Origin of the sequence: Pseudoalteromonas sp. SCSIO 43201, from assembly GCF_023716725.1 — a bacterium.
In the GTDB taxonomy this organism is placed as follows: domain Bacteria; phylum Pseudomonadota; class Gammaproteobacteria; order Enterobacterales; family Alteromonadaceae; genus Pseudoalteromonas; species Pseudoalteromonas peptidolytica.
In genome coordinates this window covers 682,064-697,815 of sequence record NZ_CP072684.1, presented here as the reverse complement: position 1 = coordinate 697,815, position 15,752 = coordinate 682,064, and the positions used below count along the sequence as shown (strand labels likewise).

11 protein-coding genes are annotated in these 15,752 nt (G+C 43.0%); 6 read left to right on the top strand and 5 right to left on the bottom strand.

What is annotated here, in order from left to right; all coding sequences use genetic code 11:
* Nucleotides 1-103 precede the first annotated feature (103 nt).
* The 5 genes from J8Z24_RS19650 to J8Z24_RS19630 form a co-directional block, all read right to left on the bottom strand.
* Entirely contained in the window at nucleotides 104-964 is an 861-nt protein-coding gene (locus tag J8Z24_RS19650) for an HvfC/BufC N-terminal domain-containing protein (RefSeq protein ID WP_176032788.1), read from the bottom strand.
* A complete protein-coding gene (gene bufB, locus J8Z24_RS19645; RefSeq protein ID WP_252095692.1) occupies nucleotides 961-1,914 on the bottom strand; it encodes an MNIO family bufferin maturase in 954 nt (317 codons plus the stop codon). Before bufB ends, J8Z24_RS19650 begins: the two co-directional genes overlap by 4 nt.
* Before the next feature lie 12 nt (nucleotides 1,915-1,926).
* Nucleotides 1,927-4,239 carry a ferritin-like domain-containing protein gene (locus J8Z24_RS19640; RefSeq protein WP_176032790.1) on the bottom strand — a complete coding sequence of 771 codons (2,313 nt, stop codon included), beginning with the start codon at nucleotides 4,237-4,239 and terminating at the stop codon, nucleotides 1,927-1,929.
* 442 nt (nucleotides 4,240-4,681) lie between these two features.
* Nucleotides 4,682-7,933, bottom strand: coding sequence for a S41 family peptidase (locus J8Z24_RS19635; protein ID WP_252095691.1), 3,252 nt, complete (start codon nucleotides 7,931-7,933; stop codon nucleotides 4,682-4,684).
* A gap of 153 nt (nucleotides 7,934-8,086) precedes the next feature.
* Complete coding sequence (locus J8Z24_RS19630; protein ID WP_128730631.1) at nucleotides 8,087-8,884, bottom strand: putative porin; 798 nt, start codon at nucleotides 8,882-8,884, stop codon at nucleotides 8,087-8,089.
* A 189-nt stretch (nucleotides 8,885-9,073) separates the two neighbouring features.
* Here J8Z24_RS19630 and J8Z24_RS19625 point away from each other — a divergent pair, with 189 nt between their 5' ends.
* The 6 genes from J8Z24_RS19625 to J8Z24_RS19600 all read left to right on the top strand — a co-directional run bounded on the left by J8Z24_RS19625 (nucleotide 9,074) and on the right by J8Z24_RS19600 (nucleotide 15,669).
* On the top strand, nucleotides 9,074-9,460 hold the full coding sequence (locus J8Z24_RS19625) for a SpoIIAA family protein (RefSeq protein ID WP_147390708.1): 387 nt from the start codon (nucleotides 9,074-9,076) through the stop codon (nucleotides 9,458-9,460).
* A gap of 143 nt (nucleotides 9,461-9,603) precedes the next feature.
* A complete protein-coding gene (locus J8Z24_RS19620) occupies nucleotides 9,604-10,296 on the top strand; it encodes an SDR family oxidoreductase (RefSeq protein WP_125251842.1) in 693 nt (230 codons plus the stop codon).
* 249 nt (nucleotides 10,297-10,545) lie between these two features.
* Nucleotides 10,546-11,202: an ABC transporter ATP-binding protein gene (locus J8Z24_RS19615; RefSeq protein WP_176032822.1), complete on the top strand. Its 657-nt coding sequence runs from the start codon at nucleotides 10,546-10,548 to the stop codon at nucleotides 11,200-11,202.
* The gene (locus tag J8Z24_RS19610; protein WP_252095690.1) at nucleotides 11,195-13,660 is read left to right on the top strand and encodes an FtsX-like permease family protein; all 2,466 of its coding nucleotides are present in this window, start codon (nucleotides 11,195-11,197) and stop codon (nucleotides 13,658-13,660) included. The genes J8Z24_RS19615 and J8Z24_RS19610 overlap by 8 nt, the downstream gene beginning before the upstream one ends.
* Nucleotides 13,650-14,720, top strand: a complete 1,071-nt coding sequence (locus J8Z24_RS19605; protein WP_252095689.1) for a lipocalin-like domain-containing protein — start codon at nucleotides 13,650-13,652, stop codon at nucleotides 14,718-14,720. The genes J8Z24_RS19610 and J8Z24_RS19605 overlap by 11 nt, the downstream gene beginning before the upstream one ends.
* Nucleotides 14,721-14,982: 262 nt before the next feature.
* Nucleotides 14,983-15,669, top strand: a complete 687-nt coding sequence (locus tag J8Z24_RS19600) for a porin (protein WP_176032793.1) — start codon at nucleotides 14,983-14,985, stop codon at nucleotides 15,667-15,669.
* Nucleotides 15,670-15,752: the final 83 nt, after the last annotated feature.

Here is a 15,752-nt window from a genome sequence, read left to right as displayed (position 1 = left end):
TAATAGTTTAAAAAGTCAAATAGGCTAAAATTAAAAGTAGCTCCGCTGTGTTGTGAAACAGTGAGAACCCTACCTCACCTAAAGGCTACAGAGGCTTTTACTGCTACGGTACTCGCATTACCAGCCCCACATTCATTGCGCTTGGTAACCAAACGGCTAGCTGTGAATGGAGCGTTTGTACAGCCACATTGGTGTGATGAGCACAGGAGCTTATTGCATCTCGTAAGCGCAGAGGCTTAGTTTGTAGATGGAGTAAAAAGTCTGCTTGCCAATCGCTTATCGTGCAAGCCTTGATACGGTATTGCTGTCGAGACACTGTAATATGCGTCTGCATTGGCTCTGGTATCGTGTATGGTGTAGATTGCTCAAGTTGCGCAATAAGTGGTAGCAGGGGGTAGTCGGTATGAATAAGCTGTGCTGATTCTGGCACTGCGATAGTAAAGTCCTCCGCTATCCCACACAGTAGCTCTATTTCATTTATTGCTGGGGTGGGCAGGGCGGTTTCTGGTCCGGGTTTTAGTAGAGCTTGTGCTTTTGCTCGCTCAAACTTGGCAAGCTCTGCGGGTATACTCAGCATCGCTTGCTGATGAGCGGAAAAATCTCCAATGGGTTTTGTTTGCCTCAGAAAGTCAGCGAAGCGCCCGCCAAGCTGGTGCAGTGTCCAAGACTCTGAGGGGAGGCTGACGATGAAAGCTTTGGCGAATGTTTCAAACACTTCCTCTCCCATAAATTGGTTAAGCAGCGCAAACTCGCCCTTTAGGCATTCGACCAACCGCATCACATAGCCTGCTGCATAGATGTCGACTCTTCTCATCGCCCCCAATTTTTTCGTACTTTTTATACAGTCATGTAGCATTACACCATGAGGGTTGGCTGCGATATTTAGCTTTTGTTCTAGGTCGCCTCGCACCATTAAAACTGTGCTAAGCCACTGCTGAGTTTGCGTTAAATCTGGCGTTTTCATTTGATTAATTCTGCTCTGTCATTAACGATTGGAGTTGAAATGGCGTTAAGGGTGGTGCCAGTCTCTTGTTCTGGAATGTGTCCAGCAAGCACTGATTTTGCTTTGTTTAACTCATCCACAAGTTCACCAAAGCTTGGGATATTGGCATCCCATTCAAGCAAAGTAGACACACCACCGGTTAAATGTTGCGCCAGTTGATAGAGTTGCCAAACTCTTGCGGGTACTGGATGATCATGAGTGTCTATTAAATAATCACCGCAGTCACTAGGACCTGCTAGATGGAGTTGGACAATGTGTTGATGAGGGAGCTGACGAATAAAAGCTTCAGCGTCAAACCCGTGATTGAAACTACTCACAAAAACGTTATTTACATCCAGCAGCATACCGCAGCCAGTTGCTTTGACTAACTCACTAAAAAACTCGCTTTCAGTGAGGGTCGAGTGTTGAAATTCAAGATATGTTGATGGATTCTCAAGTATTAAAGGGCGCTCTAAAAAACTCTGTACTTGGTCAACACGCTTGATAACGTGTTGCAGGCTTTCGTCAGTGAGTGGCATTGGCAGTAAATCGTGGCTATTTAGGCCTGTAATACCTGTCCAGCATAAATGATCAGAAATAAGCTGCGGCTTGACATACTCACCCAACGCTTTAAGTTTACCCAAGTATTCAAGATTGAGTGGATCGCTACTACCTATGTTCATTGATACACCATGCATCACGAGTGGATATTGCTCCTTGAGTTGAGCAAGCACATGCCGACCATAGCCGTGATTATCAATATAGTTTTCACTGATGATTTCAAACCAGTCTACACCAAGTGATACTTCGCGCGCTAAGTGAGACATAATAACGGGGTAGTGTTGGCTGCGAAGGCCAACACCAAATCCTAAGTTGGTTAATTGTTGTGTAGCGGACGCAGCAAACTGCTGTGTCCGGATTGGATTTTTCATACTCGCTCCCAATCAAGTTGATGGAGGCAGTGCAAGGCGAATATCTGAAGGCTCTGGTTTATCCATGGGCGTATTATCCTCTTTCAACAATCCATTGGCATTACAGTAAGCCTGCCATGCAATATCGTATACAGCGTCCCCTTTTTTGTAGGGCATAAAATCTTCGTTTTGACCTTTTGTATTTTTGTATTTAATCGGCGAGAAGGTGTTATCTTTTAAGTCAAACTTAAATAGCTGCATCTCGTATTCATTGTCTTCACCAGAAAGCTCTGGGAATAGTTGAGAAGCAGAGATAGGTACTGCGCAGCCGCCCAAGTTGTTACACTTGTTATCAGCAGGCGCACTTTTTGGCCCAGTCGATACACTCCCCCCACAGCTGCCGCCTGCGGTTGTACTATGCACAAAACCACAGCCACCTTGAGCTTTACAATCGTTACTGCCCTTACAGCTATGATAAACCTCAGGAGGTGGTAAGTTGTCTGCACCAATGTCGGTGTAACTCATCCCTTGGCAGGCATGGTAGAGGGTATTTGGATCTTGTGCTTTAATCCCTGTAACTAAATCAGGTGCAATTCCAGTTGTTGCCCAACAGATAGAAATTCTATCGCCAGAGCCACCCATCGCAGGACCTGGAAATTCATTGGTTTTACCTGACCAATAGCGGTCAAGTGCTGTGGTTAACCCTTTAATCGTACCCACTGCAGATTGACTAAATAATTGGTGCGTATTACCAATATTGGATGTCAGTTTTAAGTTATTTAGTGCTTTAACAACGCTGGTTACACAAGGTAGATTTGGGTTGGCTTTAGCCGCTTTATCACCACCTTTGGGATCCAACAATGCCTCGTTCCAGCTATTCCCCTCAGCAAACCAAGTCGGCCAAGTGATGTAGCGCTCGTTTGACTTGTTTGCAGGCTTTTCAAATTCGACGATGAGCTTCATCGTATCTGTAAAAATCTGAAAGTGGTCTTTGTACTTGTTGGTGATCCGTGCACATGCTGACCCTGAAATTGGGCCCTCTTCGGGGCTTGCAGGATAATCCGCTTTCAATGCTTCCGCGCTAGGTTGAAACTTCTCTTCTACGGTACTGAGATGGGTATCATCAGCTTTAGCCGCTTTTGCTGCCAGTAAAGTTTGTGCCCACTTTTCATCAGCCCAGCGTTTGCATATCATGTCAGCTACACCATCGCCTTCTCCTTGATCGGTAATGGCATTCACGTTATTCATTAGTGCTTCTTTTAATGCAGTGTGATCTTCTTGAACGTAAAGTGAGCCCTTAATTCCAGGGAATTGCGCCTTGTAATCTTTATTACCGGGGCGTTCATTAAAATAGTCACGCTGAATGGTCGCGTAGTCGAGCAAGCTCGTGCCATCATCATATTGGATCTGAATGTAATCCCAATAGCAGAGGTACATGTGTCCAATCGAACCAAATAGCGGTAGGTTATTTTCGGTGTAATCTGGCTTCCACCAATCAAAGGGAGCTTGCTCAAAATATTTTGGTCTTGTGGTGTTCTCATTCACTTTAACACATGAGTTCTCAATAATTTTTTTGGCGTTTTCTTCCGTTTCCTCAATCAACATAAAGAGTAGTGTTTGCTCTTTGTTAAGTTCTGTGGCATTGACACGGAGATCCTTTAACGTCTTGTTTGGAAAGAGCTGTTTAAAATAAGCCTGAACTTCAGGGCTGAGCTTAGACAAGTCATCGCTACAATCGGCAAAGTCTAAAATATGAGGGATACCACTTTGGTTGTTATAGCACTTCCAGCCATACTGTTCATCAATTAGCGCTGGGCTGGTAAAACTTGGTGTTAGACCCAGCTTACTTGCCATGTTTGAGGCAAGTTGTAAGTGCAACATCTCTTCGATAAAAACACTATACACGCCGTTAAACACTTGTTGGTTCACAGAAAGTTCAAAAGCGTTCTTTTGGTTGTTTGGGTCATCATCATCACCCACCAAAGTATCGATATCAAATAGGGGCTTAAGCTCTACGTCGTAGCCTTTGTTTAGGCGGTGCTCTGGAATATATCCCGCTGTTGGGCTAAGTCCAGGCCAGTAGCGACCGGGGTATAGATCTGACGGATCTGCAATTTGGTGAGTTCCTTGAATTGAATAAAGTCCTGTCATGTAAAGTGGGATGGTAAAGAGTTCAACATTAATTGCAGCCTGTGCAATTGCTCTCAAACAGGATAAATCAGCAGCTTTATACTGACTATCACGGGCTTTAATTTGTTGCTTTTGGGCATTACTTAGCATCGCGCCGGCATCAATTTCTTCTTTTACTTCAACAACAGATTGATCCGTTTTGTTTTGCACATTCATGGTTTGCTCCTTTGTGACGGTGAATGTTGTGCAATACCACAGGCTTAAATAGTACTAATCTGTTTAAATATGTGTTCAATTTTAAGGAGTAAACAAGGCACGAACAGCGTTAAATATTTCATATTAAAAACAACTTAATAGCAAAATTTTTGCCTGATTACTGGTACAGCCTTTTCACCTCAAAATAGATCATGTGATTAAGCAAATTGGCATAAGTTAGGATACAGATTGCGTACCTAAAGCAACTTAGAACTTAAGCATATAGGTATATGTAATAAACACACGAGATAAAAGTAGACGTAAATTAGGAAAAATTCGATTACGGAGTATTACGTACCAGTAACTTTTTTATAACGTGCTAGTGTGAGTGATGAAGCCGGTGACTTAAGCGAGGCTGAAAAGTGGTTTAAAGGTGACCCTTTAAACCACTTTGAATATGAATTTAAAACTTAGTTGGTGCAGGTGGCACTGTTAGTGTTTTTTTCGGGTTGTCTTTTAACTCTTTCAATAACTCTTCGACAGCACGCTCGACAGAAGGGTCTTTACCTGCGTGGATCAATTCAGGCCTATCTATCACCTCGATATCAGGGCTTACTCCTTCATTTTCAATGATCCAGTTGCCGTCATTATCTAGGATACGGAAGGTTGCTGCTATCACTTGGCCTCCATCAACAAGGCTTGGGTTTCCGGAAATCCCAATTAAGCCCCCCCAAGTGCGTGTACCAATTAGCTTACCTAGACCTGCTTGACGGAAATAGTAAGGTAGGGCATCACCACCTGAACTTGAATAGCCGTTGATCAACATCGCTTTTGGACCGTCGTGGGCAAATTGTGGAGTTTTTGTTGGCTCAACACCACGACGTTTCCAGTAATTAAGCGGTTTACGAGCAAGCCAAGTAATAATGTGCTCAGGAATAAAACCACCACCATTATAACGATCGTCGACGATCAGCGCTTCTTTCGTTGTTTGTGGCATAAAGTTCTTAAATAAAGAACGGTTACCATCATAATGCGTATTTGGCAGGTGGACGTAGCCGATTTTACCATCGGAAAGCTTGCTTACGTAGTCAGCCCGTGATTGCACCCAAGCCATGTAACGTAGTCCTTGCTCACTGGCAACAGGCTTGACCGTTGTCTTCCAGCTATTTTCGGCACTTGGAGACTTGCTTAGAACCAGCTCAACCTGCTCACCCTGGGTATTTTCAAGTAACTCATAAAAGTTAACTACTTCTTTTACTGAGCGACCATTTACAGAGATGATGTAATCACCTACATTGGCATTGACGCCAGTCTCGTCAAGCGGTGAGCGGTAGTTCTCATGCCAATTTTCACCTTTAAAGATACGTTCAATTTTCACATAACCTGATTGGTGAGCGCTTATTTCTGCACCAAGCAAGCCGTGCTTTTTGCGCTCGGCTGTTGGAGCATCACCAGATTGCACGTAAATGTGACCGGCGTTTATCTCTCCTGCAATTTCACTTAGTACGTAGTCTAGGTCGCTACGATGCGCAACTGTATTGGCAAGAGGCTGATACTTCTCTAAAATTGCATCCCAATCTTGGCCATGGTGATTCTCGTCGTAGAACCAATCACGCAATGTACGCCAGCCTTCTACATACATTTGTTGCCATTCAACTTTAGGGTCGATTTTCAGTGTCATCTTAGATAGGTCAAGCTGACTGCTCTTTAAGTCCTGTTTTGGCTTAGGTGCGATAACACTGTAATTATTGCCAGCACGAGCAATTAGATGCTTACCGCCAGCGGCAACCTTATAGCTGCTTACCCCTTCGGCAACTGTTTCTAGTTTGCTATCAGGTTCGCTACCAAGTAGCTTTAATGCACCACCTGTTAGTGTTAGAACGCCACCGTCGACACCTGTTAGCGCACCGTAGTTACCGGCTGGAGCGGAGAGGGATACAACCCGAGACATAAAGCCGTTGGCATCAATATAATTTTCTTTTTTGGTGCTATCAGCTTTTGCTTCATCGTCTGATTGAATGCTTAACTCATCGCTTTCAAACGCGTTTAATGGCTTGATATGATTGTTTACCGCGACGCTGTAAATACGTGTGGCGTTGTTGAACATATAATCAAATTCATAGCTACTAAAGGTGAGGTTGTAGTCGCGTTCAGACGTAAAGTAAATGTAGTTACCATCTGGCGAGAAAGTCGGGTTACGCTCGCTGGTCATTTCGTCAGTCAGTCGAGTGACCTTTTTATCTTTGATACTATAGTGCCATAGCGAGGCGTAGCGGTTCTCGTTGTTTTTAACAAAAACAATATCTTCGCTGTTAGGTGACCAAGTGTATTCGGTTAAACCATCTTCATCGTATTTGGCGGTATCAATTTTATGCGTATCACCAGATTTCGCATCAACCCACCATAGCGTGTGGTTTTTATCAGCAAAGAGCAGTTTGCTGTTATCAGCCGACCAAATTGGCGTAAAGCGCCAGATGGTACCATTGTCGGTTAACTGGATGGTTTTGTTGTTATTTGCTCTATCTTTAAGATAGATCTCATATTCACCTGTTTTATCACTCATGTAGGCAATATAACGGCCATTTGGTGACCAGCTAGCTTCAATCTCTCGGCCTTCTGGAGTGTAAGAAAGGTTGCGAGTTGGACCTTGTTTTACTGGAACAGAGAATAACTCACCACGAGCAGTAAACAATGCACGTTTACCATCATGTGAAATATCCATTGAATCAATAAAATCACTGACATTTTTGCTGTAAGGCATGGCATATTGGCGCACACCAGCAACATCAATGTTTAGCTTTTTGGCAGACTTTGTCGCTTCATCAAAACGATATAGGTAACCGCCATTTTCATAAACGATGGCGTCAGGACCTGCTGATGGCCACAAGACATCAAAGTCTTTGTGGTCAGTCATTTTTACTGGAGACTTACCGTCGCGATATTTATACAGGTTGAGTGTATAGTCACGATCAGATACAAAATAGATACTGTCATTTACCCAAGTCGGTTGCTGATCCGTTGCTTTATCAGTGGTGAGCTGTTTAGACGTGTTGTTTTCAAGGTCGTAAACCCACACATCTTGTGCACGGCCACCGCGTGAGCGTTTCCAGGTTCTAAACTCCCTGTCGATAGGGGTGTAAACATACTTGCTGCCATCAGGCGAGAGCATACCGCCACCGGTTTCTGGGATGGCCATCGGCTGCTCAAGTCCACCTTCGACAGGTACCATATATGGGCGACCCATGCGTTTACCCCATGGGGTGCGGTTTGCTCTGAACACGATATGTTTGCCGTCAGGCGTCCAATCCATCACCCGATAATCAAAACCACCGCGGGGAGGCATCGCGCCGACATCGTTATAATAGGTGAGCTGTTTTAACCCTGAACCATCGGCATTGATGACATAGATCTGGCGGCTACCATTGTACTCAGCGGCAAAAGCAATTTTGCTACCATCTGGTGAAAACTTAGGAAAAGTTTCAAAGCCAATGTGGTCAGTTAATCGCTGACTTTTCCCTGAATTGGTATCTGCGATATAAATGTCGCCAGCATAGACAAAAGTGACTTTATCTTTGTGAATGTCAGGAAAGCGAAGTAAGCGAGTATCTTCTGTTTGATACGCTGAAACAAAAGGCGCGGCTGCCGTAGCAATGGCGAGCACGAGTGTTTTTATTTTCATCATAATATAGGCGTTTCCGTTATTATTTTGATACATAATAACGATTAAGCACTGAAATGCACCCAATTTAGATGAGTAGCTTGTTTCAAAATGTGAAAAACACCCCAACGCGGAGTGTGGTCGCGAAGGGATGTTGAGTTGTTGGGGGAGTATCAATGAGGTACTGGTGTACCTCAATATTGTGTCAACTTAGAACTGTGCAACAAAAGTTAGGTTGCTTGTTTCGCCGCCATCTGTGTCAACAACACTACCTGTAAGGTAGTAAGTGTCATTGAAGAAGTACTTCGCTTCCACCGCTAAGTCTGAGTCATATGAACCAAGGCCAAGTGCAAAGTTACGAGTGAAGTAGTAGTTTGCTAGTACATTCGTCACATTGTCATCAAAGCCTTCGATGTCAATGCGGTTATGTTCCACGTCGATTGTGAAGTAGCTTTCGCCACCCACGTGCATCAAATAACGAGCACTTAGGTTTAGGTAATCAAACTCATCTTCGGTTTCAATGGTAAAACCAATATAATCTGTAGAGTTGAGCTCATGGTTATATTCTGCTTTGAACCAAGTTGTATCACCATGTTCGAACTCTTCCTGACGAATACTTAGCTTTAGGTTCTCGTTATATAAGTAACCAAAGCCAAAAGAGTAATGATCGTCAGCTTCACCAAGATCTGAAATGCTACCAGTAACAAACCACTCTTTAGTGATAAACCCTTCACCGTGAGCAGAAAAGGCATTTGAGAAATCATCGTTGGCATAGCTTAGGCCAACATTACTGTCTGTATCTAGGTAACCAAAGTCATCCCATACGCCAACTGATTCTTGAGGTGCGAAAAAGTAATCAGAAGAAAGCATCAGTAGGCTGTTATCGGAGCTATCGTAGTCTGTGTAACTAGCAGCGTTGAACCACTCTTTTTGAACGTTTCCTGCGTTAGCTTGAGCGGTCGCTGAAACAAGTAGTGAAACAGCTGCGATAGATAGTAGTTTTTTCATGTTCATCCCTTTAATTTCCATATATTGAGCTACATCAACTCAACGGCGCGCATAGTAGTACTAGAAATCTGAACAGGAACTGACAGAAGTCAAAAATTTATGAATTGGCGTAAATGCTCAGCTTTACATATGCTTTAGTTGGATTTGCAACTTCGGTTTTAGCTGGTTTACATGTTAATAGGAAGCGTAATGTCAGACTCGTTTCATGGTATTTCTATAGGCACTGAGAGGCGTCAAAACGATATCTACTTAACTTTAACACTCAGCGGTAAACTTACCCATGAAGATTACGTTACTATTATGCCTATTATTGAAGAGGTTATAAAAACGGTAAAGTCGCCACAGGTGTATGCACTAATTGATGCAATTGACTTTAAAGGCTGGGAGCTCAGAGCAATGTGGGACGATTTTCAGATAGTATTATCTCACAGCCACGAGTTTAAAAGAGTGGCCATTTATGGTGGCAAAAAGTGGCATCGTCTTGCTGCATTGATTGGTAATTGGATTATAACTGGGGAGGTAAAATATTTTCGAGATAAAAATCAGGCAATACTTTGGATTGAAAACAAATCATAGCCATACACAAAACGGTAATACATTGTTGAGCAATGATGAATACAGAAATCCCATTTGTCTAAAAAGTGGATTATCCAGTTGCTCATCATGTATAGTGAATAAACACCAGCGGCTTTTATCTGAATGGCTTGGGAGTTGACTCTGTGAAAACAATACTGATAACAGGTGCTAATCGTGGGATTGGACTTGCGTTAACTAAGGTCTACCTGCAATCGGGGTGGCATGTGCTGGCAACATGTAGAGATCCGCTAGCTGCAACTGACTTAAATGCGTTATCTGCGACGTTTCCTGAACTTCAGGTGTTCGCCCTAGATGTCACTAATTTTGATCAAATGACGGAATTGAGCGAAAAGCTTGCGCCAGTTGCCATTGATATTGTCGTTAATAATGCTGGCATATATGGACCAAAGGGTTACGCCTTTGGAGAAACAGATATTGAAGCGTGGCGTGAGGTGATGGAGGTCAATGTCTTTGCTACCATGCGACTTGCTGAGCTTTTTTATACCCACTTAAGTAACTCAACAGAAAAAATATTTGCCGCGGTGTCATCCAAAGTTGGTAGCCACACAATGAATACCAAAGGTGGTGGATATATTTATCGCAGCTCCAAAGCTGCAGTGAACTCAGTGATTAAAAGCTTATCAAATGATTTACTAGTTGATGGGATCCGTACCGTTGCATTGCACCCTGGTTGGGTTCAAACAGACATGGGGGGAGCTGAGGCACCAGTTACACCAGAGGAGTCGGCTGCTGGGCTTTATAGCGTGTTATCACATTTTGTTGATGCACAAAGTGGCGGCTTTTATGACTACAAAGGAGATGCAATTCCTTGGTGATCGCTGCATAAGTTATGTTTAATAACAACTAGCCTTAATACGTGCTCAATTTGAAGGAGTAAATCTGACGCCTAATTGCGTTAAAAATTTCTATTTAGAACAACTAAATAAAAATCCTTGCATTGCTTACAGAACATAAATACCTCGGCGTGAGCAGGGCGTGGAGCGGTGCTATCGACAAGATTTTCTCGCTTCAAAATAGTGGACCACTTAATTAAAATAATTAGTATAAGAAAGGAATATGTGTCTGTGGTAGAAGTACAAAATGTTGTCTTCTCTCGTCGTGACGGAGAGTCTCGCAGAGAAGTTTTAAGTGATCTTAATCTTAGTATCGGTAAAAATGAGCAAGTGGCAGTGGTAGGAGATAGCGGCTCTGGCAAAACCACATTGATCCATTTAATAGGTGGGCTACTCAGGCCTGACAGTGGCAGCATCATTATCGACGGCCAAGATATTACCAAATTTAACGACACAACGCAGGCCAGATATCGCAGAAGCCTGGGCATGATATTCCAGCATTATCAACTACTATCAGTACTCAACGTATACGACAATATTACTTTCCAAGCACAGCTCAACAATATAAAACTAGCACCACAGACAGTCAAAACACTGGCTTCACGCTTGGGGATTGCAGATAAACTCAATGCCTTACCACATCAATTATCTGGTGGGGAGCAACAGCGAGTAGGTATTGCACGGGCTATGTTGAATAAACCTCAGTTGCTATTAGCAGATGAGCCTACAGGCAATTTAGATGCAGCCAAAAGCGAAGAAGTTGTGTCACTTTTACGTCAGCTATGCCAAGAGCAGTCGGTGAACCTGATTATGGTTACTCACAGCCAACACCTTGCCAATAGCCTAGATAGAAAAGTGACCATTGAGAATAAGCGCGCTTATGGTTAAGCACTCTCAGTTAAACATGGCCTTACCTACAGCGCTTGAAATTAGATTAATACTGGGGGTTTTTTTCCAGTTTTATCGCCGACACCTTTGGCTCTTTTTCCTGTTTGTTCTTGGTTTGTCGCTGGGGAGTGCGTTATTAGGTGCAATCCAAGGGCTGAATCAAGAAGCGAGTAACCGCTACCACCAAACCAGTGCGTTGATAAATAATCCAATCAGTCACTTTGTGAGGCCAATTCACGGTAGTAAAACACTTGAAGCGACTATTTGGCAGGCGCTACGAAAAGCAGGTGTACGTTCTGCTGAGCCGGTGGCTGAAGGGGTGGTCACAATAGTCGAAGGTCAAAAAGTACGTATAAAAGGTGTAAATACTCTTCAGTGGCTTGGCAAAGGGAGTCAGTCAGACCGTCAACAAAATCAAAATCCCAGTATGCAGTTTGGTTTTAACACTATTTATATCTCCAATGCATTAGCGGAGCGCTTCTCCTTGAAGCAGCATCAAAGTATGCAAATTGCCGGTGTTGATTGTGTGTTTGTCGTATTACCAGGGCTTAGCGGGAATATCGCGTTGGCAGACATAGCCTTGGTTGACCGCCTGTTACATTTGGAAGGAAAAATCAGTTACATAGAAATTTCAGACTTTCATTTGAATAGTGCGCAGGTAAACGCCATTATTGCCAACAAAGCGCGACTGCAAAGTGCCGAGGCGCAATCATTCGACTCCCTGTCACAAGCCTTCTTTTTCAATCTCAAAGCGCTTGCGTTATTGGGTTATGTTGTTGGCGCTTTTTTAAGTTTCAATGCCATTAAATTGTGTCTGCATAGCCGACAAAAATTACATCAGCAACTTATATTGCTGGGTTGTCTTCAGCGCACGCTTGTTGTCGCCGTAAGTATAGAAATAATACTACTTAGCTTTTTGGCAGCATTGCTCGGTGCCGGTATCGCTTTTGTCGGCTCGAATGCTTTGGTGGCAGAAATCACACTCGCACTGAAAGGTCTCTTCGAACTGGACAGGCATTTACCGGTTCATTTCAGTTGGGTGGTCGTTTTACAAGCCTTTATGCTAAATATGTTGGTATTGGCGAGCATTGCTTATGCACAAACCAATGTGTTGACTTTCCATCGTAAGAAAAGGTTTCAAGTACTTTGTGTCATAGGAGCAGGACTGATAGCAGGGTACTTCTATATTGGTAGCGATAATCCTTTTTTCGCGCTTGGCCTTTGTGTGTGTTTATTGCTGGTGTTCTTTATTATTACGCCTGTGGTACTGCGAATATCGTTTGCGTGTATACCCACAACCCGGCCATTACTCAAGTGGATGAAAGCCGATAGTCATGAGCAGATCAGAGTATTAACCACGAGCGTCTATGCAGTTTTGCTGGCTGTGGGTACGTCGGTGGGGTTGCAAATTATGGTTGCAAGCTTTAGCACTGCGTTGCAAATTCATTTAGATAGTCGTTTAAGTGCCGAGCTCTATATTCGGCCAAATCATATAGAAAGCTGGCAGTATCAATGGTTATCAGCAAGGCAGGAAGTTGATACTGTTGGTGTTTTTTGGCAAGCAGAAGGCAGTTATCAGCGCAATGATAGTGACCCTAATACACAATCAGTGAGATTAATCAGCTTTGGCTCTCATGCTGATTTACACCAAAATCTTACGTTGCTTTCTGGAGCTCCACCAACTTCAAAAACGCTGTACCACGAAGCCAGCATACCGCGCAGTGGGTGCCTTGCTAATGAACCAAGTAAACTATTACATGGCATAAGATTGGGTCAATACGTCACCATCAAACAGGGTGAGCGTCAGATTAACTGCGAAATAACAGGGTTTTACTATGATTATGGTGAGCAGCGCAGTGTTTTTGTGGTGGTTACTACAGCCATTTTACAAGCCAAGTTTAATTACGAGGCTTTTGGCTTCTCATTGCGTTTAAAAGAAGGAGCTGATGAGCTCGACTTAAAACAGCAACTTTTACAACAATTTGAGCTTACCGAATCACAAGTTGTTGAAAATCATGTGTTTAAAAAATATGCGACACAATTATTTGAACATACATTTTACGCGACCAATGCTCTGAACCTGATGATAGTGGTGATTGCCTTATTTGGTCTTTGGGTGTCATTACTCACTTTGGGAGTCAAGCAGGTGCAACCTTTGGCTGTGCTTAAAACCTTGGGGATCACTACACTACAAGCATTTCAGATTAAGCTGTCGCAAAGCTCGATTATCTTATTGGTAAGCCTGGTATTAGCAATGGTATTAGGTGGGTTATTGGGCTGGGTATTACTGAAGTTTGTAATGCCTGTCGGGTTTGGCTGGAGCATTCCTTTTTTGATTCCGTATCAAAGTATTATGGTGTTTATCATGGGTATTTATAGTTTAGCCTTGTTGGTAAGTATTGCCCCGCTCATTAAGCTCAGTCGATATGCAGTTGCGGACTTATTACATGAAGACTAGATTGTGTTTATTGTTATTTATATTGGCACTATGTGTGGCTTGTACGCCAGAGCCTGCCAACGACACCGAGGCTCAAACGCGCTTTTTTAGCCAAGTGCGAGGCACTGCTGTATCACCGGATTATCAACTACGCTTTCCTCATGATCATGGCAGTCATCCAGATCAAGGTATTGAATGGTGGTATATCACGGCAAATCTTCACAGCGATTTAGGCAAAGCGTTTGGGGTGCAATGGACGTTATTTAGAGTATCCGCCCCAAACACACATTACGCGAGTCATTGGTGGGATGATCAGCTCTACTTTGCGCATTTTGCGATTCAAAATGATGAGTCTCATCAAGCTTATGAGCGTTATGGTCGCGCAGGTCAAATAGAAATCGCGACTACTCCTTTTATTGCGCGCCTTGACGACTGGTATTTAAAAAGTGACTCAAGCGCTTTTTTGCCTCTGTCTCTGCATGCAAGCGAAAGCGGCAACAGTATTAATATTAAGCTTAATGATAGTCCCTTGGTATTACATGGGGAAAATGGCTATAGCGAAAAGACCGCAGATGGTCATGCATCTATGTATTATAGCTACCCATTTTTAAATGCCTCTGGCACGCTTTACTTTAACGGTGAAAGCCATCAAGTATCAGGTAAAGCTTGGCTTGATAGAGAGTGGTCATCAGCTTTTATAAGTAAAACACAGCGTGGATGGGACTGGTTTAGTATCCGCGCAAAAGACAGCAAACAGGGGGCTCTGATGGTGTTTTGCATTCGTGATAATGAGCAAAGCTATACTGATTGTCGAGGTACCAAGATTGCAAGCGATGGAAAATCGCCACAGCAGATAGAACATAATGAAATTAAACTAACGGTGCTAAAGTCAATACCGCTTGATGGTGTTCATTATCCTTCTAAATGGCAGTTAGAGCTTGATGGTGAGTCACCAATTATCATTGAAGCCATTAATCGAGACTCTAGGAATCAGCTTTCTATCCCCTATTGGGAAGGGCGAGTCAGAACCTCTGGAGGATTTGATGGAGAAGGTTTCGCTGAGCTGGTGGGCTACCAATAAGCGCTAAAAATTATATTGAATCTAAGAAACAGAATAACCTGCTAGTAATAATGTCCGGTATGTTAACTGTGGACTAAGCGCTATTACTTATGCTGCTGACTAGTTAATTAGACAAAGCTTGTTACAAAGTGAAGCCGTATTTATTTAAAAGTTTTGTTGTTTTTGTTCGAAAATACAGTAGTATGCGCCGCGAATTGTACCAATATGCGTGACTGTTCGGTGCCGCAAATTGGTATTACATACGAGCAATATGGAGTAAATCGTGAATTCAGTATTAAAGCAAGTAGTAGCAGTTTCAGCCTTACTAGTATCAACCGCCAGTGCTGCAAACTCAACAGATTTTGTTGAGCTTGGCTATGGTAAAATAACGATTGATAACTTAGATGAGGTAAAACCAGCGGGTGTTGTGGTTACTGCAAATAAGGCTTTCGATGGTTTTTATCTTCAAGGAAGTTATGCAGTACTTAGCGATGATATTAGTCGCTCTCAGCTAGAGGTTCATCACGGTTTACGTATAAATACACCCCTAGAAGTGGATACAGATTTAGACTACTTGACCTTGTTGGTAGGGCACCAATTTGATGTTAGTGATGCAGGTTTTATGGATATTTACGGTGGCTACTCAAGGTATGAGGTAGACGTTGAGTATTCAGGTATTACAACGATAGTGTATAACAATGGTCAAGTTTATCAGCAGCAACTTTCAGATAAAGACAGTGATAATAGTGACCACTATCACTTAGAAGCTGCGTATGAGCATGCTTTTGGCGCATTATCTGCGCGCATTGGTCTTGGTGTTGAGCGTATTCAAAACGACGAAAGTGAAACCAACTTTGTATACCTAGCTAAGCTTGGTTACCAGTTTACAGACCGCATTTCAGCTAATATCAGCTACAGAAATGCAGATGAATACGATAACTTCGGTTTGAACTTGCGTTATAGCTTCTAATCAAGTTTATGTAATGATGAGATACAGGTCGTTGTAAAACGAGGCTGTATCTCTGATCCCCTGTATAAGCAAAGCAACTTCTA

What these genes read in the sequence shown, in the direction of transcription:
- J8Z24_RS19650 (WP_176032788.1), bottom strand. Translation starts at nt 964, where the DNA reads ATGAAAACGCCAGATTTAACGCAAACTCAGCAGTGGCTTAGCACAGTT.
- bufB (WP_252095692.1), bottom strand. Translation starts at nt 1,914, where the DNA reads ATGAAAAATCCAATCCGGACACAGCAGTTTGCTGCGTCCGCTACACAA.
- J8Z24_RS19640 (WP_176032790.1), bottom strand. Translation starts at nt 4,239, where the DNA reads ATGAATGTGCAAAACAAAACGGATCAATCTGTTGTTGAAGTAAAAGAA.
- J8Z24_RS19635 (WP_252095691.1), bottom strand. Translation starts at nt 7,933, where the DNA reads ATGTATCAAAATAATAACGGAAACGCCTATATTATGATGAAAATAAAA.
- J8Z24_RS19630 (WP_128730631.1), bottom strand. Translation starts at nt 8,884, where the DNA reads ATGAAAAAACTACTATCTATCGCAGCTGTTTCACTACTTGTTTCAGCG.
- J8Z24_RS19625 (WP_147390708.1), top strand. Translation starts at nt 9,074, where the DNA reads ATGTCAGACTCGTTTCATGGTATTTCTATAGGCACTGAGAGGCGTCAA.
- J8Z24_RS19610 (WP_252095690.1), top strand. Translation starts at nt 11,195, where the DNA reads ATGGTTAAGCACTCTCAGTTAAACATGGCCTTACCTACAGCGCTTGAA.
- J8Z24_RS19605 (WP_252095689.1), top strand. Translation starts at nt 13,650, where the DNA reads ATGAAGACTAGATTGTGTTTATTGTTATTTATATTGGCACTATGTGTG.